The organism is Streptomyces sp. NPDC085481, assembly GCF_044541845.1.
Lineage (GTDB): Bacteria > Actinomycetota > Actinomycetes > Streptomycetales > Streptomycetaceae > Streptomyces.
The window spans coordinates 55,766-78,337 of sequence record NZ_JBITTJ010000006.1 but is presented as its reverse complement, the minus strand read 5'-3'; the positions used below and the strand labels follow the sequence as shown (position 1 = coordinate 78,337).

The window sequence follows — 22,572 nt, the reverse complement described above, 5'->3', positions numbered from 1 at the left end:
GATATGGAAAAGTCCTGCCACTGTATGCAAGCGCGCCGACACCTGGCGAAGTTCCCGTACCTTCGCCACGTCCCTCTTCCGGGTCGTGATCGCCGTGCGCGGGGGCCGCGGCGGCCGTCAGGCCCGGGTCGCGGTCCGTCTTGTCAGTGGGACGGTCCACAATGGTCCGCGTCAGATCAACCTTGTTGGTGAAGGAGCCGCAGCCGCGATGGCCCGCCGCAGCACGAAGACACCGCCGCCGGACGACGCGTTCGAGGAGCGAATCCTCGACATCGACGTGGTCGACGAGATGCAGGGCTCCTTCCTCGAGTACGCGTACTCGGTGATCTACTCCCGCGCGCTGCCCGACGCGCGTGACGGCATGAAGCCCGTGCAGCGGCGCATCGTCTACCAGATGGGCGAGATGGGTCTGCGCCCCGACCGCGGATTCGTCAAGTGCGCCCGCGTCGTCGGCGAGGTCATGGGCAAGCTGCACCCGCACGGCGACGCGTCGATCTACGACGCGATGGTCCGCATGGCGCAGCCCTTCTCCATGCGCCTCCCGCTGGTCGACGGCCACGGCAACTTCGGCTCGCTCGGCAACGACGACCCGCCGGCCGCCATGCGGTACACGGAGTCGCGGATGGCCCCGGCCGCGCTGATGATGACGGAGTCCATCGACGAGGACACCGTCGACTTCGCGCCGAACTACGACGGCCAGGAGCGGGAGCCGGTCGCGCTCCCCGCCGCGTATCCGAACCTGCTGGTCAACGGCGCCTCCGGCATCGCGGTCGGCATGGCGACCAACATGCCCCCGCACAACCTGGGCGAGGTCGTCGCGGCCGCCCGCCACCTGATCCGCCACCCCAACGCGGACCTGGAGGCGCTGATGCGCTTCGTGCCGGGTCCCGACCTGCCCACGGGCGGCCGGATCGTCGGCCTGTCCGGCATCAAGGACGCCTACGAGACGGGCCGCGGCACCTTCAAGATCCGCGCGACGGCGACCGTGGAGAACGTGACGGCGCGCCGCAAGGGCATCGTCGTCACCGAACTGCCCTTCACCGTCGGCCCGGAGAAGGTGATCTCCAAGATCAAGGACCTGGTCGGCTCCAAGCGGCTCCAGGGCATCGCGGACGTCAAGGACCTCACCGACCGCAACCACGGCCTGCGCCTGGTCATCGAGGTGAAGAACGGCTTCGTGCCGGAGGCGGTCCTGGAGCAGCTGTACAAGCTGACCCCCATGGAGGAGTCCTTCGGCATCAACAACGTGGCCCTGGTCGACGGCCAGCCGCTGACGCTGGGCCTCAAGGAGCTCCTCGAGGTCTACCTCGACCACCGGTTCGACGTGGTCCGGCGCCGCTCGGAGTTCCGTCGCGGCAAGAAGCGCGACCGGCTGCACCTGGTCGAGGGCCTGCTCGTCGCGCTCCTCGACATCGACGAGGTCATCCGGCTGATCCGCGAGAGCGAGAACTCGGCACAGGCCAAGGAGCGCCTGATGGAGCGCTTCTCGCTGAGCGAGATCCAGACCCAGTACATCCTGGACACCCCGCTGCGCCGGCTCACCAAGTTCGACCGGATCGAGCTGGAGACCGAGCGCGACCGGCTCACCGGCGAGATCGACGAGCTGACCGGGATCCTGGACTCCGACTCCGAGCTGCGCAAGCTGGTCTCGGCGGAACTGGCGGCGGTGGCGAAGAAGTTCGCCACCGACCGGCGCACGGTCCTGCTGGAGTCGGCGGGCGCCCCGGTCGCCGCGGCCGCCCTGGAGGTCGCCGACGACCCGTGCCGCGTGCTGCTCTCGTCGACCGGCCTGCTGGCCCGTACGGTGACCGAGCAGCTCCCGCCGGCCGAGGACGGCAAGCGGGCCAAGCACGACGTGATCGTCTCGGCGGTCGCGGCGACCCAGCGCGGTGACGTCGGCGTGGTGACCTCGGCCGGCCGGCTGCTGCGGCTTTCGGTGATCGACCTGCCGCAGCTCCCCGACACCGCGAGCATGCCCACCCTGGCGGGCGGCGCGCCGCTCGCCGAGTTCGTGTCCCTGGAGGCGGACGAGACGGTGGTCTGTCTGACCACGCTCGAAGAGGCCTCGCCAGGGCTGGCCCTCGGCACGCTGCAGGGTGTGGTCAAGCGCGTGGTGCCGGACTATCCGGCGAACAAGGACGAGCTGGAGGTCATCGCCCTCAAGGACGGCGACCGGATCGTCGGCGGCACGGAGCTGCGTACGGGCGAGGAAGACCTGGTCTTCATCACCTCCGACGCGCAGCTGCTGCGCTACCCGGCCTCCCAGGTGCGGCCGCAGGGCCGGGCCGCGGGCGGCATGGCGGGCATCAAGCTCGCCGCGGGCGCCGAGGTCATCTCGTTCACCGCGGTGGACCCGGCGGCGGACGCGGTGGTGTTCACGGTGGCCGGCTCCACGGGCACGCTGGACGACTCGACCGGTACGTCCGTGAAGCTGACCCCGTTCGACCAGTACCCGCGCAAGGGCCGCGCGACGGGCGGTGTGCGCTGCCAGCGCTTCCTGAAGGGCGAGGACGTGCTCGTCCTGGCCTGGGCGGGTGCCGCCCCGGCCCGGGCGGCGCAGAAGAACGGCATGCCGGCCCAGCTCCCCGAGCTCGACCCGCGCCGCGACGGCTCGGGCACGCCGCCGGCGGGGCCGGTGGAGGTGCTGGCCGGTCCGCTCGGCTAGGACCCGACGCGTACGAACACGCCCCCTGTCCTTTCAGTACAGGGGGCGTGTTCGTGTCGGGGGTGATCTGACGCCCGCGAGACGATGAGAGCCGAGGGTTGCAACGCACTCGATGGGGGCATTCGTCGGATCGCCCCTCCCCATGCCGGGTACGACGAGCCGGGAATTCCGGCAGTCACCTGACCCGCCGGACGATGCCTATGCTGCGGGGCCCGGCTCGTCCTCGCTGCCGGGCACGTAGCGCAGGACGCCCCACATGCTCTGCTCGTCCGGGGTGTCCTGCGGCCCGTCCTGCTCGCACGACGCGAGCTCCTTGCGCAGGGCGGCGGCGTCGACGCCGGTGCCGATGAGCACCAACTGAGTCAGCCGCTCCTCGCCCGCGGGCCACGGCTCGGGCCGGAAGCGCAGGAAGCGGCCGACCGCGTGGACGGAGTAGCGGTTGGCCGGGTCGGCGGCGCCGAAGTCGACGAAGCCCTTGAGGCGGTAGAGGCCCTCGGGGCGGGAGTCCAGGAAGCCCATGAGCCGGCGGGGGTGCAGCGGGACCGCCGTGCTCAGGGAGACGGTGTCGTAGCCGGCGTGCGGGTGCGCGTGCTGGTCGTCGTCCCCGTAGAGGAAGTCCTCGATGGACATCTGGCCGGCGATCTCGCCGTCCGGCACGACCCGGTCGAAGAGCAGCTCCGGGTCGATCCGCCCGTGTGCGGCCTCGATCACCGCCGCCCGCGGGGCGAGCCCGGCGACCTCGTCCCGTACGGTACGGAGCTCCTCCGGCGCCACCCGGTCGGCCTTGTTGACCACGACCAGGTCGGCGGCGGCGAGGTGCCGGTCGGTCTCCGGGTGCCGGGCGCGGGTGCCCGCGAACTCGGCGGCGTCGACCACCTCGACCAGACCGCCGTACACGATCCGCTCGTTGTCGCTGGCCAGCACCATGCGGACCAGCTCCTGGGGCTCGGCGAGGCCGCTGGCCTCGATGACGATCACGTCGAGGCGGACCTCGGGGCGGGTCAGCACCTCCAGGTAGGTGTCGAGCTCGCCGGCGTCCACCGCGCAGCACAGGCAGCCGTTACCGAGGGAGACCGTGGAGCCGACCTGTCCGGCGACGGTCATGGCGTCGATGCCGATGTCGCCGAAGTCGTTGACCATGACCCCGATCCGCGTCCCGCGCGCACTGCGCAGCAGGTGGTTGAGCAGGGTGGTCTTCCCCGCCCCGAGAAACCCGGCCAGGACGACGACGGGGATCTGCTGCGTGGTCAAGGGTCCTGCCTCCGGGCCATCGGTCTGCTGCGACTTCGAAGCCCCCAGGATAGGCAGGCCCCGGCCGGGATCCGGGCGACGGCACTGCCGGGCGACGGCGTCAGGGCCGAGGCGCTTCGCCTCGGCGGGCGACCGGGCGACGGCATTGCCGCTGGACGGCGGCCGGGCGACGGCATTGCCGCTGGACGGCGGCCCGTGGAAGGCGCCGCGCCTCGGCGGCGTCGGGCGGCGGCATTTCCGGTCGGGGGCGTCGTCCCCGTACCGTTTCCGCCATGAGCCCCGCATCCACCCCCTCCGCGCGGCCTCCCGTCCGCCGGCGCAGGTTCGGGTGGCCGCAGCGGGTGTTCTCGCAGGTGCTGCTGATGCAGCTGGCCGTCGCGACCGGCGTGACGGTGCTGGCCACGGGGCTCTTCCTCGCCCCGCTCAGCGCCCAGCTCGACGACCAGGCGATGCGTCGCGCCCTCGCGATCGCCCACACCACGGGCTCCCCGCGGGTCGCCGCCGACCTGGTGTCCACGCCGCCCTCGGCACAGGGGCCCGTCCAGGCGGAGGCGGAGCGGATCCGGCACACCACGGGCGCCGAGTACGTCGTGGTCATGGACACGCGCGGAGTGCGCTGGTCCCACACCGACCCCGCCCAGATCGGCCGGGTCGTCTCCACCGACCCGAGCGACGCCCTCGCGGGCCGCGAGGTGATGGAGATCGACAGCGGCACCCTGGGCCGCTCGGCGCGCGGCAAGGTCCCGCTGCGGGACGGGAGCGGCGCGATCGTCGGCGCCGTGTCCGTCGGCATCGAGTACGACAGCGTCCGCGACCGGCTCGTGGCCGCGATCCCGGGCCTGCTCAGGTACGCCGGCGGCGCGCTGGCGGCTGGCGCGCTGGCCGCCTACCTGATCTCCCGCCGGCTACAGCGGCAGACCCACGACCTGGCCTTCTCCGACATCTCGGCGCTGCTCGCCGAGCGCGAGGCGATGCTGCACGGCATCCGCGAGGGCGTCGTGGCGCTCGACCGCACCGGCCGGATCCGGCTGATGAACGACGAGGCCCAACGGCTTCTCGGGCTCGGCCCCGATGCCACCGGACGCCCGCTCGACGAGGTCCTCGGCACCGGCCGTACGGCGGACGTGCTCGCGGGCCGCGCGACCGGCGAGGACCTGGTCACCGTACGCGGCAACCGGGTGCTGATCGCCAACCGGATGCCCACCGACGACGGCGGCGCCGTCGCCACCCTGCGCGACCGCACCGAGCTGGAGCGGCTCGGCCGCGAGCTGGACTCGACGCGCGGTCTGATCGACGCGCTGCGCGCCCAGGACCACGAGCACGCCAACCGGCTGCACACCCTGCTCGGCCTGCTCGAACTGGAGATGTACGAGGAGGCGGCCGAGTTCGTCACCGAGGTGGTCGGGGTGCACCGCGCGACCGCCGAGCAGGTCACCGAGAAGGTCCGCGACCCGCTCCTCGCCGCGCTGCTCGTCGGCAAGGCCACCGTCGCCGCCGAGCGGGGCGTCTCGCTGCGCATCGCCCCCGGCTCGCTGCTCCCGGACCGGCTCGTCGACCCGCGCGAGCTGGTCACGGTCGTCGGCAACCTGGTCGACAACGCCCTGGACGCCGCCTCCGGCACCGCTCCCGCCCGCGTGGAGGTGGCGCTGCGGACCGAGGGCCGTACGGTCGTCCTGCGGGTCGCCGACAGCGGACCCGGTGTCCCCGAAGCGCGCCGCGAACTGATCTTCACCGAGGGCTGGACCACCAAGGAGCCCCCGGCGCACGGCAAACGGGGGCTCGGGCTCGCCCTGGTGCGCCGGCTCGCGGAGCGCCGGGGTGGCAGCGCCCGGGTCGGCACGTCCGCGGACGGCGGCGCCGAGTTCACCGTCGTCCTGCCGGAGGCGCTGAGCGAGCCCCTGCGCGAGGCGGAGGGGGAACTCGCGCCGGTCTCCCCCGAGGTGGACCGGTGATCGGGGTCCTGGTCGTCGACGACGACCCGCACGTGGCGCGGATCAACGCCGCGTACGTGGCCAAGGTCCCCGGCTTCACGGTGGTCGCCGTCGCCCACTCGGCGGGCGAGGCCCTGGCCCGGCTCGCGGAACTCGCCGAGGCGGACACCCCGGTGGATCTGATCCTGCTCGACCACTACCTCCCGGACGGCAACGGACTCGCCGTCGTACGCGAGCTGCGCGCCCTCGGCCGGCAGAGCGACGTGATCATGGTGACGGCGGCCCGTGACGTGGCGACCGTCCAGGCCGCCATGCGGCACGGGGCGCTGCAGTACCTGGTCAAGCCGTTCACCTTCGCCGGACTGCGCGGCAAGCTGGAGGCGTACGCGGCGCTGCGGAGGACCCTCGACGGCGGCGGGGAGGCGGAGCAGGCGGAGGTCGACCGGATCTTCGCGGCGCTCTCCGCGGGCGCGGTCGCCCCCGAGCTGCCGAAGGGCCACTCCCCCACGACGGCCGAGCTGGTGCGGCAGGTGCTGCTCGCCGCGGACGGGGCGCTGTCGGCGCAGGAGATCGCCGAGCGGGCCGGGGTGAGCCGGCAGACCGCGCAGCGCTATCTCAAGCTCTTGGAGCGCACCGGCCGGGTACGGCTCTCGCTCAAGTACGGCGAGACGGGCCGCCCCGAGCACCGGTACGTGTGGACCACGTCGGCCTCGCGCTGAGCCCCTCCCTGATGCCGGGTCTCAGGCGGCCGCCCCGGGCCGAGCCCACTCCAATCCCAGGTCTCAGCCGGCCGCCCGGGCCGAGCCCGCTCCAATCCCGGGTCTCGGACGCCCGCCCCGGGCCGGGCCCTCGCCTGTCCCAGATCTCAGGCGGCGCCGGCGCCCGTGAGCGCGCGCACCTCCGTCTCGGCGTGCCGGGCCTCGTCCGGTGGTTCGGGTGAGGTGACGGTGCCGAGCCAGCCCGCGAGGAAGCCCAGCGGGATGGAGACCAGGCCGGGGTTCTGCAGCGGGAAGAGCTGGAGGTCGACACCGGGGAACAGGGACTCCGGGCTGCCGGAGACCACCGGCGAGACGACCACGAGCAGGACCGCGGGGACGAGCCCTCCGTACACCGACCAGACCGCGCCCCGGGTGGTGAACCGCCGCCAGAACAGCGAGTAGAGCAGCACCGGGAGGTTCGCGGAGGCGGCGACGGCGAAGGCCAGGCCGACGAGGAAGGCCACGTTGAGGTCCCGGGCGAGCAGGCCGAGGCCGATCGCGGCCACTCCGATCCCGGCGGCGGCGAGCCGGGCGACCGTCACCTCGCTGTACTGCCTGGCGTGGCGGCGGCGCAGCGAGGCGTAGAGGTCGTGGGCGACGGACGCGGAGGAGGCGAGCGTGATCCCGGCGACGACGGCGAGGATGGTCGCGAAGGCGACGGCGGCGACGACCGCGAACAGGACGGTGCCGCCGGTGGATCCGGCGCCGCCGCCGAGGTCGAGGGCGAGGAGCGGGACGGCGGTGTTGCCGGCGCTGTTGGAGGCGCGGACGGCGTCGGGGCCGACCAGGGCCGCCGCGCCGAAGCCGAGGACGATCGTCATCAGGTAGAAGCTGCCGATGAGGCCGATGGACCAGACGACGGAGCGGCGGGCAGCCCGCGCGGTGGGCACGGTGTAGAAGCGGGACAGGATGTGCGGCAGTCCCGCGGTGCCGAGGACGAGGGCGAGGCCGAGGCTGACGAAGTCGACCCGGGCGGTCCAGTCGCCGCCGTAGCGCAGTCCTGGGGCGAGGAAGTCCCGGCCGTGGCCGCTGCGTTCGGCGGCGGCGGTGAGCAGCTGGTCGAAGTCGCCGTGGAAGCGCAGCAGGACGAGCACGGTGAGGGTGATCGTGCCGGCCATGAGGAGGACGGCCTTGACGATCTGGATCCAGGTGGTGGCGCGCATGCCGCCGAGCGACACGTAGACGACCATGAGCGCGCCGACACCGACCACGGTCCAGGAGCGGGCGGCCTCGCTGGTGCCGCCGAGGAGGAGGGCGACGAGGCTTCCGGCGCCGACCATCTGGGCGACGAGGTAGAGGACGGAGACGGTGACGGAGGAGGTTCCGGCGGCGATGCGGACCGGGCGCTCGGCCATCCGGGAGGCGACGACGTCGGCGAGGGTGAAGCGGCCGCAGTTGCGGACCAGTTCGGCGACGAGGAGCAGCACCACCAGCCAGGCGACGAGGAAGCCGACGGAGTAGAGCATGCCGTCGTAGCCGAAGAGCGCGATGAGGCCGGAGATGCCGAGGAAGGACGCGGCCGACATGTAGTCGCCGGCGATGGCGAAACCGTTCTCCATCGGCGAGAAGAGCCGGCCTCCGGCGTAGAACTCCTCAGCCGAGCCCTGCCGGTTGCGGCTCACCCAGGTGGTGATCGCGAGGGTGACCGCGATGAACGCGCTGAACAGCAGCAGGGCGAGGGTCTGGTGGTCGTCGCTCACCGTGCCACCCCCCGGGTCAGCTCCTGGGTGTCCCAGCGCAGTTCGAGCGCGGCCCGGTCCCGGCGCAGCCGCGCGTGCCGGGCGTAGGCCCAGGTGAGCAGGAAGGTGGTGGCGAACTGGCCGAGTCCGGCGACCATCGCCACGTTCACCGCTCCGGCGACCGGGTGGGCCATGAGGCCGGGGACGGCGGTCGCGGCGACGACGTAGGCGAGGTACCAGGCCAGGAAGGCGAGGGTGGCCGGGAAGGCGAAGCGGCGATAGCGGCTGCGCACCTCCTGGAAGGCGGGGCTGCGCTGGACTTCCAGATAGACGTCCGCCGCGCTGTGGGCCTGCTGTCGGGGGATGGCCCCGAGCGGTTCCGTGGCGGGTGCTCCGGTCGCGTCGTGCTCGCCCCAGCCGGCGGCCAGCGCGTCGTACCAGGGGTCGTCGATCCGTACCGCTTCGGGGTCGCGCCCTTCCTGATTCTCCACCGGTGAACTCTCCTTGTCAGCGAACCGTTTCGGCCGCGTGCCCAAGGATGGACAGAGCGGGAAGATCCCGGACTCTTCTCCCGCCCCTCTTCACCCCATTAGGTGATGGATCCCCTGATACGCCTGACCGGCCCGTCCGATAGACATATCGGACGGGCCGGACGAATAGGCGCCTTGGCGCTTGGCGCTGGCCGCTGGGCGCTGGGCGCTGGGCGGCTAAGTGGCCTGGCGACTAGGCGTCGATGCGCGAGCGGTCGAGAGTCGCCGCCGAGCTGGTGATGAACTCCTTGCGGGGGGCCACCTCGTTGCCCATGAGCAGGTCGAAGACCTGCTCGGCCGCTTCCAGGTCGCCGATGTTGATCCGGCGCAGGGTGCGGTGGCGCGGGTCCATGGTGGTCTCCGCCAGCTGGTCGGCGTCCATCTCGCCGAGGCCCTTGTAGCGCTGGATGGAGTCCTTACAACGGACGCCCTTGCGCTGGAACTCGAGCAGGGTCTGGCGCAGCTCGCTGTCCGAATACGTGTAGACGTATTTGTCCTGGCCCTTCTTGGGCTGGACGAGCTCGATGCGGTGCAGCGGCGGCACGGCGGCGAAGACGCGCCCCTGCTCGACCATGGGCCGCATGTAGCGCTGGAACAGGGTCAGCAGCAGCGTGCGGATGTGGGAGCCGTCGACGTCGGCGTCGGTCATCATGATGACCTTGCCGTAGCGGGCGGCGTCGATGTCGAAGGTGCGGCCCGAGCCCGCTCCTATGACCTGGATGATCGCTCCGCACTCGGCGTTCTTGAGCATGTCCGAGACCGAGGACTTCTGGACGTTGAGGATCTTGCCGCGGATCGGGAGAAGCGCCTGGAACTCGCTGTTGCGGGCGAGCTTGGCCGTGCCGAGGGCGGAGTCTCCCTCGACGATGAAGAGCTCGCTGCGCTCGACGTCGTCGCTGCGGCAGTCGGCGAGCTTGGCGGGCAGCGAGGAGGACTCCAGGGCGGTCTTCCTGCGCTGCGCCTCCTTGTGCTGGCGGGCCGCGATCCGGGTACGGGCGGCGGCGACGGCCTTCTCCAGGACGGCGCGGGCCTGCGCCTTGGCGTCGCGCTTGGTGGAGGTCAGGAAGGCCTTGAGCTCCTTGGCGACCACGTTGGCGACGATCCGGCGGGCCGCGGAGGTGCCGAGCACCTCCTTGGTCTGGCCCTCGAACTGCGGCTCGGCGAGGCGGACCGTGACGACGGCGGTGAGACCTTCGAGGGCGTCGTCCTTGACGATGTCGTCCTCGGCGACGCGCAGCAGCTTGGCGGAGCGCAGCACCTCGTTGACCGTCTTGGTGATCGCCTGCTCGAAGCCGGAGACGTGGGTGCCGCCCTTGGGGGTGGCGATGATGTTCACGAAGGACTTGACCGTGGCGTCGTAACCGGTGCCCCAGCGCAGGGCGACGTCGACGCCCAGCTCGCGGGTGACCTCGGTCGGGGTCATGTGGCCGCGGTCGTCGAGAACCGGGACGGTCTCCTTGAAGGAGCCCTGCCCGGTGAGGCGGAGCACGTCGCAGACGGCCTTGTCCTGGGCGAGGAACTCGCAGAACTCGCTGATGCCGCCGTCGAAGCGGAACGTCTCCTCGCTCTTGCCGACCCCCGCCAGGTCGCGCTCGTCGCGCACGAGGATGGTGAGGCCGGGGACGAGGAAGGCGGTCTGCCGGGCGCGCTGGTGCAGCGTGTCCAGGGAGAGCTTGGCGTCCTTGAGGAAGATCTGGCGGTCGGCCCAGTAGCGCACGCGGGTGCCGGTGCGGTTCTTGGGGACGCGCTTGCCCTTGAGGAGGCCGCCCTCGGGGTCGAAGGGGCTGTCGGGGCCCTGCTCGGTGAAGATGCCCGGGACGCCGCGGCGGAAGCTGATCGCGTGCGTGGCGCCGCCCCGGTCGACCTCGACGTCGAGGCGGGCGGAGAGGGCGTTCACCACGGAGGCGCCCACGCCGTGCAGACCGCCGGAGGCGGCGTACGAGCCGCCGCCGAACTTTCCGCCGGCGTGCAGCTTGGTCATGACGACCTCGACGCCGGAGAGTCCGGTCTTGGGCTCGACGTCGACGGGGATGCCGCGGCCGTTGTCGCGGACCTCGACGGAGCCGTCCTCGTGGAGGATGACCTCGATGTTGTCGCAGTAGCCGCCGAGGGCCTCGTCGACGGAGTTGTCGATGATCTCCCAGAGGCAGTGCATCAGGCCGCGGCTGTCGGTCGACCCGATGTACATACCGGGTCGCTTGCGGACGGCTTCGAGCCCCTCGAGGACGAGCAGGTGCCGCGCGGTGTAGTTGGAAGCGTCACGGTCTGCGGTCAGCAGCGCACTGGACGGCACGGACGTTTCGGCGGTCACGCGGTTCGCTCCTCGCTGAATTTGAAATCTGGCCCGGTGGGGTAAGGCCCGGCGTCGGTCACCGGTCAGAGGGTACCGATGCCTGGTAGAGCGGTTGTCACGCCACCCTCCTGATTCCTCATGCTAGTCCAGGGTCGTATGGATGTTCGATCCCTCGATGGGGTGACGCGAACATCACGTTCCCTTCCAGGCATGAACCAATTAGGCTCCGGGCACGTCCTCATGAACAACCGGCTACCCGCCGGGAGGACGCCACCACACACAGCAATGCGAAACCCGTAGAGCGAAGCAATACGGCTCATTCGCCGCCAACCGGCAGCAGACAGCCACCTTGGGAAAAGTTTCGAGGAAAAGCCACGAGCGGGAACGTTTTCGGCCTGGTTGGATGTTGACCCTGGTACGACAGCTCGTCGAGCTAGAGAAGAGGCGACGTGACTACTGTTCTGACCCCCGCGAGCCCCCTGACGGCCGCTGACCGCTGCGACCGCTGCGGCGCACAGGCATACATGCGTGTCGTCCTGACAAGCGGCGGTGACTTGCTCTTCTGCGCCCACCACGGGCGTAAGTTCGAGCCGGAACTCAAGAAGATCGCCGCAGAGATACAGGACGAGACGGACCGGCTCAGCGCTACGCCGGTCCCCGCAGCGGACGAGTGACGCTGACGCCTCGCATCCACGACGAGCCAGGAGCCGGTTCCTGACGACCGGCCGACGGGCGGCCACCCCCCGCAAGGGAGTGGCCGCCCGTTCTCACACCGTCACCGGTTCATGACGCCGGGTCATGGGACCCGTCGGTGACGCGGGTTCAGAAATGCTGCTGCAGCACCGTGGAGACCCGGGTGTAGACCCCGGGGTTCTCCGGCTGACCGCAGCCGCTCCCCCACGACACCAGGCCGATCAGCCGGCCCTTCGCCACCAGCGGCCCTCCGCTGTCCCCCTGGCAGGCGTCCCTGCCCCCGCCGGGGTCTCCCGCGCAGAGCATGGTGTCGCCGCGGTACGCGGCCCCGAAGCCGCCCGGGTAGGCCCGCTCGCACGCCCCGTCCGGCAGCACCTGGACGCGCGCCGAGCGCAGCGACATCGCGTACGTACCGCTGCCGGTCGTGTCGCCCCAGCCGTACACGTCCGCCGCCGTCCCCGGGTCGAGCACCGGGTCCTCCGGTGCGGCCACCGGGATCACGTACGACGTCGGCAGCGCCTTCTCCAGTGTGAGAACGGCCAGATCGCCGGAGTTGGTCGACGGGTCGTACGCCGGATTGATCCGGCTGTCGGTGATCCGCACCTCCTGCCCGCCCTGCCCGCGCAGCGCGCTGCGCCCCGCGATCACCTTGAAGTCGGGCAGCTGCCAGGGTTCGCCGCCCAGCACCTCACGGCCCAGGCAGTGGGCCGCGGTGAGGACCTTGGCGGGCGCGACGAGCACCCCTCCGCAGAACTGGCCCGCCCGCGTACCTCCGAACCGGTCACGGCTGGAGAGCGCGACGACCCACGGCGCGTCCGTGATCGTGGTCGACTGCCCGCCGACCACGACGCTGTCGGCGGCCGCGGGAGCGGCGGCGGCGAGCGGCGGGGCCGCCGCCGCGATCAGGCCCAGGGCACCGGTCAATGCTCGGGCGATGGGACGACGCATGAAGCCTCCTGACTCTCCGGTGATGTCGGTTCACCCAGCGTCGTCCACACCCGCCTCGACTGCACCCGCGGGCACGCCGAAGGGCCCGGCTCCCCCGCTCGGGGAATCGGGCCCTTCGTGCGTCGTGCGCTGCCTCGGCGGGGATCAGTCGAGGTAGTCGCGCAGCACCTGCGAACGCGACGGGTGACGCAGCTTCGACATCGTCTTCGACTCGATCTGACGGATGCGCTCACGCGTCACGCCGTAGACCTTGCCGATCTCGTCGAGGGTCTTCGGCTGACCGTCGGTGAGACCGAAGCGCATGGAGACGACGCCCGCCTCACGCTCGGAGAGCGTGTCGAGGACCGAGTGCAGCTGCTCCTGCAGAAGCGTGAAGCTGACCGCGTCGGCCGGGACGACCGCCTCGGAGTCCTCGATGAGGTCACCGAACTCGCTGTCGCCGTCCTCGCCCAGCGGGGTGTGCAGTGAGATCGGCTCACGACCGTACTTCTGGACCTCGATGACCTTCTCCGGGGTCATGTCGAGCTCCTTGGCCAGCTCCTCCGGGGTGGGCTCGCGGCCCAGGTCCTGGAGCATCTGGCGCTGCACACGGGCGAGCTTGTTGATGACCTCGACCATGTGCACCGGGATACGGATGGTGCGGGCCTGGTCGGCCATGGCGCGGGTGATCGCCTGACGGATCCACCAGGTGGCGTACGTGGAGAACTTGTAGCCCTTGGTGTAGTCGAACTTCTCGACGGCACGGATCAGACCCAGGTTGCCCTCCTGGATCAGGTCCAGGAAGAGCATGCCGCGGCCGGTGTAGCGCTTGGCCAGCGAGACCACCAGACGGAGGTTGGCCTCCAGGAGGTGGTTCTTGGCGCGGCGGCCGTCCTCGGCGATGATCTCCAGCTCGCGCTTGAGCTTGGGGGCCAGCTTGTCGGAGTTCGCCAGCTTGTCCTCGGCGAACAGACCGGCCTCGATGCGCTTGGCGAGCTCGACCTCCTGCTCGGCGTTGAGCAGCGGGACCTTGCCGATCTGCTTGAGGTAGTCCTTCACCGGGTCCGCGGTGGCACCGGCGACGGCGACCTGCTGAGCCGGCGCGTCGTCCTCGTCCTCGTCGGACAGGACGAAGCCCTTGCTCTCGCCCTCGGCCTCTTCCTCTTCCTTGCCGGGCGCGACGTCCTCGAGCAGCTCCTCGCCCTCGAGCAGCTCTTCGTCGTCCTTCTTGCCCGCGGTCTTCTTCGCGGCCGTCTTCTTGGCGGTGGCCTTCTTGGCCACCGTCTTCTTGGCCACGGTCTTCTTGGCGGCGGTCTTCTTGGCCGGCGCGCCGGCCTCCTCGGCCGGGTCCGCGCTCTCGGCCGCCGGGGCCGCGGTGGCGGCCGAGACGGTCTTCGTCACGGTCGCCCTGGCGGTGACGGTCTTGGTGGCGGTGCGCTTGGCCGGGCTCTTCGCTGCGACGCTCTTGCGGGCGCGCTTCGGCGACTCCGCTGCACTGACCATCAGCGTCACACCCTCTTCCTCGAGGATCTGATTGAGGCTGCGCAGAACATTCTTCCACTGGGTTGGCGGAATCTGGTCAGCCTCGAAGGCCCGACGCACGTCATCGCCGGCAATCTGCCCATCAGCCTTTCCCCGCTCGATGAGCGCCATCACAGACTCGGACTCGGCGATCTCCGGCGGGAGCGTACGGGATGTGCTGGCCGACACGAACAACCTCTCGGAACGATGGAAAACGGCTTCCGGCCCCGCCCTGGATCGGGCCGGAGCCGACGACCGTCGGCCGGAAATGTGCCGACGGCGCGGGCTGGACCGGGGAACTGCACAGCGCCCTGAGCGGCTGCTGTATTCCTTCCTCGGCTGTCACCTCTTAGGTCATCGCGCGGCTTCGAGGAGTGTTACGCCCAATCCGCGTGGCCCGAGTCACACCGCATCTACGATGAATCCGCCATCAACGGTAACAATACGACCCGATCGGACCGCCAGACCCTGGCGCAGCCGGGGACGGCAGGCCGCCCCCGGGCTCCGCTCGGGTCCGGCGGCCCGCGGTGCGGGCGTCTCGGCGCTCCTGGGCACGGCGCCACGGCTCTCGGGTCAGTGCTCGCGGGGAGCCGGCACGACACGCTCCACCTCGGGGTGGACGGTCAGCAGCTGGCGCATGGCCGTCTCGGCCGCGTGGGCGTCACCGGCGGCGAGCGCGTCGACGATCCGGGCGTGGTGCGCGAGACAGGCCTCGCCGGGCCGGTCGCAGCCGATCGGGGAGGCGCCGGAGACCTGGAGCGCGGCGGCGACGATGCCGGAGAGGTGCTCCAGCATGCGGTTGCCCGCGAGCTGGATGAGCAGGGCGTGGAACTCGGCGTCGGCGCGGGAGAAGGTGATGCCGTCACCCTGGGCGTAGGCGTGCCCCATGATCTCGACCATGTCGGCGAGGCGCTGCTGGACGTCCTCGCGGCCGTGCCCGGCCGCGAGCCGGGCGGCGAGGGGCTCGATGGTCCAGCGGAGCTCGTTGAGCTCGCGGCGCTGGTCGTCGCGCTGCGGGCCGAAGGCGCGCCACTCGATGATGTCGGGGTCGAGGAGGTTCCAGTCACTGACCGGACGGACCCGGGTACCCACGTTGGGGCGGGCGCTGACCAGGCCCTTGGCCTCCAGTACGCGCAGCGACTCGCGGACGACGGTGCGTGAGACCTCGAAGCGCTGGCCGATCTCCTCGGGGACGAGGGGGCGGTCGGCGCCGAGGTCGCCCGAGACGATCATCTGGCCGAGCTGCTGGACGAGCTGTCCGTGGAGGCCGCGACCGCGGTTGCCGGCGGTCCTGCGGCCGACCCGGCCGAGGTCGGCCTCCGCGCCCTCCCAGGCGGGCGGGCCGACGCGGTCGGCGCCTGGCGCCTCCGCGTAGGGGTAGCGATCGAGATCGCCCGGGGCGCCGAGGCCGGAGTCGACGGGGCGGGCGGCGGTCATCATCGTGTGCGCAAGGGTACTCACGCATCCTTTGTCGGCGTGGCCCTCGTGACCCTTGAGGTCTTTGGTGAAAAGCACACGAAAGGGTGATCGGCACCCCCTACACAATTGACGATTAATCGGACATAAAGCGCGACTTTCAAGAGAGTTGAGGACTAACCGGAACCTTTCGGTCCGAATATGATCACCAACGAGCCCTGCCGCGAAGGCCGGTGAGCACATAGGCGCAGAGCAGGATCGTCAACGTCAGCGCGAGGGCCACCCCCACGGGCTGCCCGACCACCCTCAGCGCCCCCAGGAGCCAGCGGTCGACGGCCGACGACCACTCGACGCTCGCGAAGGCGCGAAGCCGGGCCGGGAGTCCGGCGACGGACCGCCCCGGCATCGCCACGAGCACCCTCTGCAGTGGCGGGGCGAAGATCACCGGTACGGCGAGGACCGCGGCGACTCCGGGGGCGGCGGCCCGGAAGACACCGGCCCCGAGCACGCCTGCCCATGAACATCCGATCACGAGGCCGAACCAACTCGCACAGAGCGTGGGCCAGTTGTCGGGCACGGGGATCAACTCGCCGCCGTAGACCACCCGCAGGGCCTCCAGGTCGACCGCCACGACCAGGACCCCCAGGGCCGCCCCGACGGCCGCCGCGACCGCCAGCTTCGCGAGCAGCAGGCCCAGGCGGCGCGGGACGGCGCCGCGGCCGGTGGTGAGAGCGGGGTAGCGGTACTCCTCGCCGAAGGAGAAGGCGCCGAGCAGTCCGGCGCCGAGGGCCGCGGGCGGCAGCGGGGAGATGCCGGGCCAGCCGGCCAGGAGGGCGGGCAGGGGCGTGCGCCCGTTGCGGGCGAGCAGCACGGAGAGGGCGACCGAGACGAGCAGGACGCCCGCCAGGACGAGGGGCGTGGAGGGGACGCCGAGGAGGCGGCGGAGCTCGTAGCGCAGCGGGCGCAGCGGCGAGCGGCGGGGGGAGCGGGGGGTGGGGGTGGGGGTGGGCGTCTCCTGGGCGGAGCTTCTGGAGGTCGGCCCCCCGGAGGGTGCGGCCGGGCGCTCGAGGCCCGGGTTCCCGGAGGGTGCGGCGTGGCGCTCGGCGGTCGGGCTTCCAGGGGCCGGGAGATCCGAGGGGCCGGATGGGCGCTCGGGGGTGGGGCGAGGAGCGCCGGTCTCGTCGGCGAGTCGGTGGATGAGCACGCCGTTGCGGAAAGCGCTCTCGCCGACGGTGGCGCAGTCGCTGCCGTAGACGGAGAGGCGGTTGCCACCCTCGGCGACCACCTCGACCTGCCGGCGGGCGGCGCGGGACTCCTGGATGAGCACGGCGGCCAGCCGGGTGGCGTGCGGGGAGCGGACGGCGACCCGCGGACGCAGCCGGGTGCGGGCGAACTCGACGGCGTCCTGGTCGGCGACGAGCCGTCCGCCGTCGATCGTGACGACCCGGTCGGCGTTGCGGGCGGCGTCCTTGGGATCCCTGGTGGTGTAGAGCACGGTGCCACCGTCGTCGGCATGGCCGCGCAGCAGTTCGTACAGCCAGGCGCTCTCGCGTACGGAGAGTCCGGCGCCCGGCTCGTCGAGCAGCAGGGTGTGCGGATCGCCCAACAGGGCCGAGGCGAGGCCCAGTCGGCGGTCCATGCCGAGCGGCAGGGTGCCGATGCGCTGGTCGTGCAGGCCGGTGAGGCCCACGGTCCGGAGCAGGTCGTCGGCCCGGGTGCCGGGCACCCCGGCGGCGGCGCAGAGCATGCGCAGCTGGCTGCGCAGGGTGCGCGAGGGGTGTCCGGGTACGTCGCCGAGCAGCACGCCGACCTCACGGGCGGGGTGGGCGACCCGGTGCAGCGGACGGCCCCGGAAGTAGGTGACGCCACGGCCGGGTTCGAGCTGGAGCATGAGGCGCAGGGCGGTGGTCTTGCCTGCGCCGGCCGGCCCGAGCAGGGCGGTGACGGTGCCGGGCCGGGCCTCGAAGGTGAGATCGTCCACGGCGGGCGTGCGGTCCCGGCGGGGTGTGCTGGTGAGTCCGATGGCCTGGAGCATCGCTTCTCTCGCGGGTAGGTGTTACCGCTCCGCGGCAGGGCGGCTGTCCCAGCAAGATAACGTCACATTTCGGACTTTTAACGTAGGGTTGGCGGCTCGGGGCGGCCGGGGAGCCGCCCGTCAGACCTCCGGGCGGAGCATCGGCGGGTTCAGCAGGGTGGCCCCACCAGCACGGAACAACTGGGCGGGGCGGCCGCCCTGACGGGTCGTGGTGCCGCCGGCCGGAACGAGGAAGCCGGGCGTGCCGGTCACCTTGCGGTGGAAGTTGCGCGGGTCGAGCGCGACTCCCCACACGGCCTCGTAGACCCGGCGCAGCTCGCCGACCGTGAACTCCGGCGGGCAGAACGCGGTGGCCAGCGAGGAGTACTCGATCTTGGAACGGGCGCGCTCCACTCCGTCGGCGAGGATCAGGCTGTGGTCGAAGGCGAGCGGTCCCGACTGCTCGCCCTCGGGCTCGCCCTCTCCTTCGTGGCCGATCAGCTCCTCCACGGGGGCCCAGCGCGCACTGTTGGCGTCACCGCCGGCGCGCGGCGCCGGGAGGTCCGGGGAGAGCGCGAGGTGCGCCACGCTGACCACGCGCATCCTCGGGTCCCGGTCCGGCGCCCCGTAGGTCGCCAGCTGCTCCAGATGCGCGCCGTTCCCCGGTACGGGCGGCGGGGCGCCCGGGTCGTGGACGCACAGCCCGGTCTCCTCGACCAGCTCGCGTGCCGCGGCCGCGCCGAGGTCCTCGTCGGCCCGGACGAAACCGCCGGGCAGCGCCCAGCGCCCCTGGAACGGCGGCTCTCCCCGTTTCACGACCAGGGCGCACAGGGCGTGGCGCCGCACGGTGAGCACGACCAGATCGACGGTGACGGCGAAGGGCGGAAAGGCCGACGGGTCGTAGGGAGGCATGCCGCGATCATAGTCGTCTCCCTGACGATAAACACGCCCTGCGGAAGGATCGCGCACCACTTCTTCCCGGCCGTACTCCTCGTCCGGCCACCGAACGGTCCGCACCTGATCACACCCCCAGCTGAAGGCCCGGCGCGGCCTCCTCGACCATGCCGAGCCCGAGCCGGCCGACCCGCGCCGTGAAGGGCTCGCCCGCGACCCTCAACCCCGACAGACGGACCTCGCCCAGCGGCGCCGAGCGCAGCGGGTGCAGGGCGACCGTGCGGCCGGGTGCGTCGGGCCGGACGCCGAGGAGCGCGGTCAGCAGGTGCACGCCGGCGGCCGCGGCCACCGCTGCCGGCCGGCAGGCCGCGGGGTGGGGCACCGGCACCCCTCCGGACGCCCGCCGCTCCCCCGCGTACATCTCGGGGAGCCGGTGGCCGAAGGCCTCCGCCGCGTCGATCACCCCGCGCAGCAGGGCGGCGGCCTCGGGCTCGTATCCCGCCGCGGCCAGCCCCGCGACGGCGACCGCGGTCTCGTGCACCCTGACCGCCCCGGAGCGGTGTCCGAACGGGTTGAACCCGGGCTCCTTCACGCCGAGGCCCCGCAGCCCCCAGCCCGAGTCCAGCGCCGGGGCGGCCAGCAGCCGGGCGAGGCGTTCGGTCTGCGTCTTGTCGAGCAGCCCCGGGGCATGCCGGCCGGCCGCCGTGAGGCCGGTGTCGAGGAGGTGTGCCGCCCAGCCGCCGAGGTGCGGCAGGAGGCGCCCGTCGGATGTGCGGGCGACCGCGGGGCGACCACCTGACGGGTCGTCGACCCAGAACCGGCCGCGGAAGCGCTCGCGCAGCGCTCGCGCCCACTCCCGCCACGCGTCCCCGCCCGGCCGGCCGCAGCCGTCGAGCAGGTCGGCGCCGAGCACGGCGGCCCGGTGCGCGTGCGCCTGGGTCTCGGCCCGCGCCGGCCCGGCGGGCCCCGGGTCAGGGACGAAGCCGTTGTCGTCCAGGGCACCGCGGAGCCAGTCCAGGCACCGCTCCGCGGCGGGGAGGAGCTCCGCGAGGTCCTGCTCGGGCAGGCCCCAGCGCCTGGCCTCGGCCAGCACGGCGGGGAAGGCGAGGGTGGCCTCGACCCCGGTGCAGCGCGCCGGCAGATGCGGGCCCGCGTCCCGGAGCGGCCCGGGGATGCGCCCCGACTCCGGTCCTGGTCCCTGGAGTTGGGTGCGGGCGAGGGCGCGCAGCGTGGTGGCGGCGAGCCGGGTCCCGAGCGGCAGGGCCATGCGGGCGGCCCAGAGGGCCTCGGCGGTGACGGGTCCACAGCGCCAGGGGACTCCGGCCGCGAGATACACGTCGGCGGGGTGCGCGGGGTCGCGCTGGAGCAGGGCGCGCAGGTCGTCGATCGTGGTGCGCAGCAGTTCCCCGAGGCGCGGATCGTCTCCTTCGGCGCCGGCGTCGGCGACGATGTGCCCACCGGGTCGGCCACTGCCGGTGCCGATGCCGATGCCGATGCCGGTGCCGACGCCGGGCTGCCGGGTGAGTCGTTCGCCACGGACCCGGAGAGTGAGGACGAAGCTGCCTCCAGGGGCCAGTTCGGCCTCCCAGCGGAGCAGCCCGGCCGCCGCGAGAGCGTCGCTCGGCGGCGGGTCCGCGGTGACGGATGCGGCGCTCCCGTCAGCGGCGTTCCAGCGCAGCCCGGTGCCGTGGACGCTCGCGGAGAGCTCGGGACCGGCCCGCCCGGCCGCCACCGCGGCCAGGTCCGCGAGATCCGTGCCCAGAGCGACCTCCACGGGGAGCCGGGCGGCGCGGGCGGAGGAATTGCGCAGGGTGATCCGCTCGGTGCCGTCGGCCTCCCGCGTGCGCTCGATGGTGAGACCCGGGTCGGGACCGGTGTCCCCGGGCGTACGCAGGACACCCAGGAACTCGGCGCGGCCCGCGGCGGTCGAGCGGCCCAGGAGAGGAACGGGTTCCCGTCCGGCCACCCTGAGGACGCAGCGGGAGAGGAGCCGACGGCCCGAGAGGTAGACGCCTTCGAGGCCGGCGCCGGTGAGCTGTCCGTACCGGGCGGCGACGGCGAGGGCGGGCAGGGCGACGCAGATGAGCGCTTCGTGCACGGCGGGCAGTTCGCCGGGGCGGCCTGTTCCGGCGGCTGCCGGTCCCGGTGGGGCTCCAGTGAGGGGCGGCGGGTGCCCGGCGGAGGGTCCGGGGGCCGGGGCCGAGGTGGGGGCCATGAGGGGTGTGCGGCGCTCTCTGTGGGGTCCGGGAGGCTCGGGCGGTCCGGTCGACGGACGTGCTCGAAGCCGCTCGGGCGGTCCGGGGGTCCGGGGGTGAGGAGGCGGCACGGCTCGTGCGGAACCGCCACAGAGGTGAACGCCCCTGCGGGCCGTAGGGTCACGGGCCTCACCCGCCGCTCCTCGTCCCGCGCCGCCCGGTGCGCCGCACGCCCGCGCTCCTGGGCCGCGTAGGACCGACGGCGCCCGGCCGGGCGGCACCCCGCCGGGCCGCACCCGAGGGCCCACGGCCCGCCCCGGCCGCCCGCAGCCCCGCCTGCCGTGCGGTCCGCCGCGCGGCCTGCCGGGCCTCCTCCGGACGCGGTGCACGTCCCCGGTCGTCGGCCGGAGCATCAGCGGGTCCGCCGGCCGGCTCGTCTGCCAGGCCAACAACCGGTCCGTCAGCCGGGTCGTCGGCCAGGGCATCAACCGGTCCGTCGGCCCGGTCGTCCGCCACTTCACCGCCCTGATCCGCAACCCCGTCCGGACCTCCGCCCCCCGGCCGGGATCCGGCGGCGGTGCGGGTGTCCCGCTCCGCGCGCAGGCAGCTGCGCAGCGACTCAGGGTCCAGCCCTTCGCTGCACGCCTGGTGGAGCAGCCGGGCGAAGAGGTACTCGGAGTCGGCCTCCAGGGCGAGCCCGAGGGCGACCCGGGCCGACGGCTCGTCACCGAGGGACCAGGCGACCCATCCCGCCAGCGCGAGCGGAGCCGCCGCGTACTCCTGGTAGGGAGCGACACAGCGCCGGGACAGGGCCCGCCAGAGCCGCAGCGCGCCGTCGGCCTCCGGGCCTTCCATCCATTCGGCGGCCTGGTCCCGGGTGTCCCGGTCCTGCAGTCCGAGGATCAACGTGGCGGCCTCGTCGGGCGTCAGGCGCGCGTCGTCCGCGGCATCGGCCCACGCCGTGCCACCGCGGGCCTGGCCGTCCCCGAGAACCACACGGCCGATCGGCACACCGCCGTCACCGGCACGGACCGACGGGACCTCCGACGGCCCCGAGAAGCGCTCGATCAACCGCCGGGCGAGGCCGATCGTGGTGTCGCGCACCTCCTGGCGCCCCTGCCCGGCGGGCGCGTCCAGGATCTTGGGCACGAGCACGGAGGCCGCCCCGCTCAGAGCCGCCCGCTGCGTCGGGTCACCGCCGGACAGCGGGGGCTTCAGCCGCGCCTCCAGGTCCTTGAGCGAGCCGCGCACCTGGATCCCCGCGTAGGCCGCGGAGGCCGCCATCACCGACGTACCGGAGAGGGCGAGGGGTGTGCCGTCAGGCGGGCAGCAGCGGGCGTCCGGGCAGCAGTAGGAGAAGTAGAGGCCGTCGGAGATGCAGAGGGCTTCGAGTACGGGAACGTCGAGCGCGCCGCAGGCGGTGCGCAGCCGCTGAGCGAAGGGGCGCAGCCGCTCCATCACCCGGCGGCCGGTCTCGCCCCGCGCCGGGTCCTGGCACAGGAAGACGACGATGGCGTCGGGACGGTCGCCACGGCGGGCGCAGCCCTCGACGAGGCACTCGGCCAAGTGCTCGGCGGTGTCGGCCCATTCGCGTGGCGAGCGGGGGATGCCGAGCCTGACCCGCCCGCCGAAGCGCCCGCGCTCGCCGTGGAGCGCGACGAGCACGACCGAGTCGCTGGGGTGGAAGCCGAGCATGAACGGCAGGGCGTCGGCCAGCTCGGCGGGGCCGCGCAGGGTGATCTGCTGGGTCGTGGACGGACCGTGGGATTCGTGGTGATTCGCGTTCATGGTCAGGACGGTCCCGC

15 protein-coding genes are annotated in these 22,572 nt (G+C 72.7%); 4 read left to right on the top strand and 11 right to left on the bottom strand.

Annotation, left to right across the window (positions count from 1 at the left end):
• Positions 1-208 precede the first annotated feature (208 nt).
• Positions 209-2,665 carry a DNA topoisomerase (ATP-hydrolyzing) subunit A gene (locus ACIGEZ_RS15140; protein WP_399830776.1) on the top strand — a complete coding sequence of 819 codons (2,457 nt, stop codon included), beginning with the start codon at positions 209-211 and terminating at the stop codon, positions 2,663-2,665.
• 198 nt (positions 2,666-2,863) lie between these two features.
• On the opposite strand, the gene ACIGEZ_RS15135 is transcribed toward ACIGEZ_RS15140, so the two are convergent.
• A complete protein-coding gene (locus tag ACIGEZ_RS15135) occupies positions 2,864-3,916 on the bottom strand; it encodes a CobW family GTP-binding protein (protein ID WP_399830773.1) in 1,053 nt (350 codons plus the stop codon).
• Positions 3,917-4,188: 272 nt separating this feature from the next.
• Between ACIGEZ_RS15135 and ACIGEZ_RS15130 the strand changes: the two genes are divergently transcribed.
• Positions 4,189-5,868 (top strand): ATP-binding protein, encoded by a 1,680-nt coding sequence (locus ACIGEZ_RS15130; protein ID WP_399830770.1) that lies wholly within the window; start codon positions 4,189-4,191, stop codon positions 5,866-5,868.
• Positions 5,865-6,566: a response regulator gene (locus tag ACIGEZ_RS15125; RefSeq protein WP_399830767.1), complete on the top strand. Its 702-nt coding sequence runs from the start codon at positions 5,865-5,867 to the stop codon at positions 6,564-6,566. The genes ACIGEZ_RS15130 and ACIGEZ_RS15125 overlap by 4 nt, the downstream gene beginning before the upstream one ends.
• Positions 6,567-6,712: 146 nt before the next feature.
• Here the strand turns inward: ACIGEZ_RS15125 and ACIGEZ_RS15120 are convergent, their stop codons facing one another.
• The 3 genes from ACIGEZ_RS15120 to ACIGEZ_RS15110 all read right to left on the bottom strand — a co-directional run bounded on the left by ACIGEZ_RS15120 (position 6,713) and on the right by ACIGEZ_RS15110 (position 11,125).
• The gene (locus ACIGEZ_RS15120; protein WP_399830764.1) at positions 6,713-8,305 is read right to left on the bottom strand and encodes a cation acetate symporter; all 1,593 of its coding nucleotides are present in this window, start codon (positions 8,303-8,305) and stop codon (positions 6,713-6,715) included.
• The gene (locus tag ACIGEZ_RS15115; RefSeq protein WP_399830761.1) at positions 8,302-8,775 is read right to left on the bottom strand and encodes a DUF485 domain-containing protein; all 474 of its coding nucleotides are present in this window, start codon (positions 8,773-8,775) and stop codon (positions 8,302-8,304) included. Before ACIGEZ_RS15115 ends, ACIGEZ_RS15120 begins: the two co-directional genes overlap by 4 nt.
• Before the next feature lie 232 nt (positions 8,776-9,007).
• Positions 9,008-11,125, bottom strand: coding sequence for a type IIA DNA topoisomerase subunit B (locus ACIGEZ_RS15110; protein WP_399830758.1), 2,118 nt, complete (start codon positions 11,123-11,125; stop codon positions 9,008-9,010).
• 431 nt (positions 11,126-11,556) lie between these two features.
• Here ACIGEZ_RS15110 and ACIGEZ_RS15105 point away from each other — a divergent pair, with 431 nt between their 5' ends.
• A complete protein-coding gene (locus ACIGEZ_RS15105; protein WP_399830754.1) occupies positions 11,557-11,781 on the top strand; it encodes a hypothetical protein in 225 nt (74 codons plus the stop codon).
• A 148-nt stretch (positions 11,782-11,929) separates the two neighbouring features.
• Here ACIGEZ_RS15105 and ACIGEZ_RS15100 read toward each other — a convergent pair whose 3' ends face one another.
• The 7 genes from ACIGEZ_RS15100 to ACIGEZ_RS15070 form a co-directional block, all read right to left on the bottom strand.
• Positions 11,930-12,748: a serine protease gene (locus tag ACIGEZ_RS15100; RefSeq protein ID WP_399830751.1), complete on the bottom strand. Its 819-nt coding sequence runs from the start codon at positions 12,746-12,748 to the stop codon at positions 11,930-11,932.
• Between the two features lie 144 nt (positions 12,749-12,892).
• Complete coding sequence (locus tag ACIGEZ_RS15095; protein ID WP_399830748.1) at positions 12,893-14,437, bottom strand: RNA polymerase sigma factor; 1,545 nt, start codon at positions 14,435-14,437, stop codon at positions 12,893-12,895.
• A gap of 384 nt (positions 14,438-14,821) precedes the next feature.
• Complete coding sequence (locus tag ACIGEZ_RS15090; RefSeq protein ID WP_399830745.1) at positions 14,822-15,709, bottom strand: FadR/GntR family transcriptional regulator; 888 nt, start codon at positions 15,707-15,709, stop codon at positions 14,822-14,824.
• Positions 15,710-15,869: 160 nt separating this feature from the next.
• Complete coding sequence (locus ACIGEZ_RS15085) at positions 15,870-17,699, bottom strand: ATP-binding cassette domain-containing protein (RefSeq protein WP_399830742.1); 1,830 nt, start codon at positions 17,697-17,699, stop codon at positions 15,870-15,872.
• Positions 17,700-17,819: 120 nt separating this feature from the next.
• Positions 17,820-18,590, bottom strand: a complete 771-nt coding sequence (locus ACIGEZ_RS15080; RefSeq protein ID WP_399830740.1) for an NUDIX domain-containing protein — start codon at positions 18,588-18,590, stop codon at positions 17,820-17,822.
• A gap of 109 nt (positions 18,591-18,699) precedes the next feature.
• A complete protein-coding gene (locus ACIGEZ_RS15075) occupies positions 18,700-20,787 on the bottom strand; it encodes a glycogen debranching N-terminal domain-containing protein (protein ID WP_399830737.1) in 2,088 nt (695 codons plus the stop codon).
• Between the two features lie 169 nt (positions 20,788-20,956).
• Positions 20,957-22,555, bottom strand: coding sequence for a DUF4192 domain-containing protein (locus ACIGEZ_RS15070; protein WP_399830734.1), 1,599 nt, complete (start codon positions 22,553-22,555; stop codon positions 20,957-20,959).
• Between the last annotated feature and the right edge of the window lie 17 nt (positions 22,556-22,572).

What these genes read in the sequence shown, in the direction of transcription:
- ACIGEZ_RS15140 (WP_399830776.1), top strand. Translation starts at nt 209, where the DNA reads ATGGCCCGCCGCAGCACGAAGACACCGCCGCCGGACGACGCGTTCGAG.
- ACIGEZ_RS15130 (WP_399830770.1), top strand. Translation starts at nt 4,189, where the DNA reads ATGAGCCCCGCATCCACCCCCTCCGCGCGGCCTCCCGTCCGCCGGCGC.
- ACIGEZ_RS15100 (WP_399830751.1), bottom strand. Translation starts at nt 12,748, where the DNA reads ATGCGTCGTCCCATCGCCCGAGCATTGACCGGTGCCCTGGGCCTGATC.
- ACIGEZ_RS15085 (WP_399830742.1), bottom strand. Translation starts at nt 17,699, where the DNA reads ATGCTCCAGGCCATCGGACTCACCAGCACACCCCGCCGGGACCGCACG.
- ACIGEZ_RS15080 (WP_399830740.1), bottom strand. Translation starts at nt 18,590, where the DNA reads ATGCCTCCCTACGACCCGTCGGCCTTTCCGCCCTTCGCCGTCACCGTC.
- ACIGEZ_RS15075 (WP_399830737.1), bottom strand. Translation starts at nt 20,787, where the DNA reads ATGGCCCCCACCTCGGCCCCGGCCCCCGGACCCTCCGCCGGGCACCCG.
- ACIGEZ_RS15070 (WP_399830734.1), bottom strand. Translation starts at nt 22,555, where the DNA reads ATGAACGCGAATCACCACGAATCCCACGGTCCGTCCACGACCCAGCAG.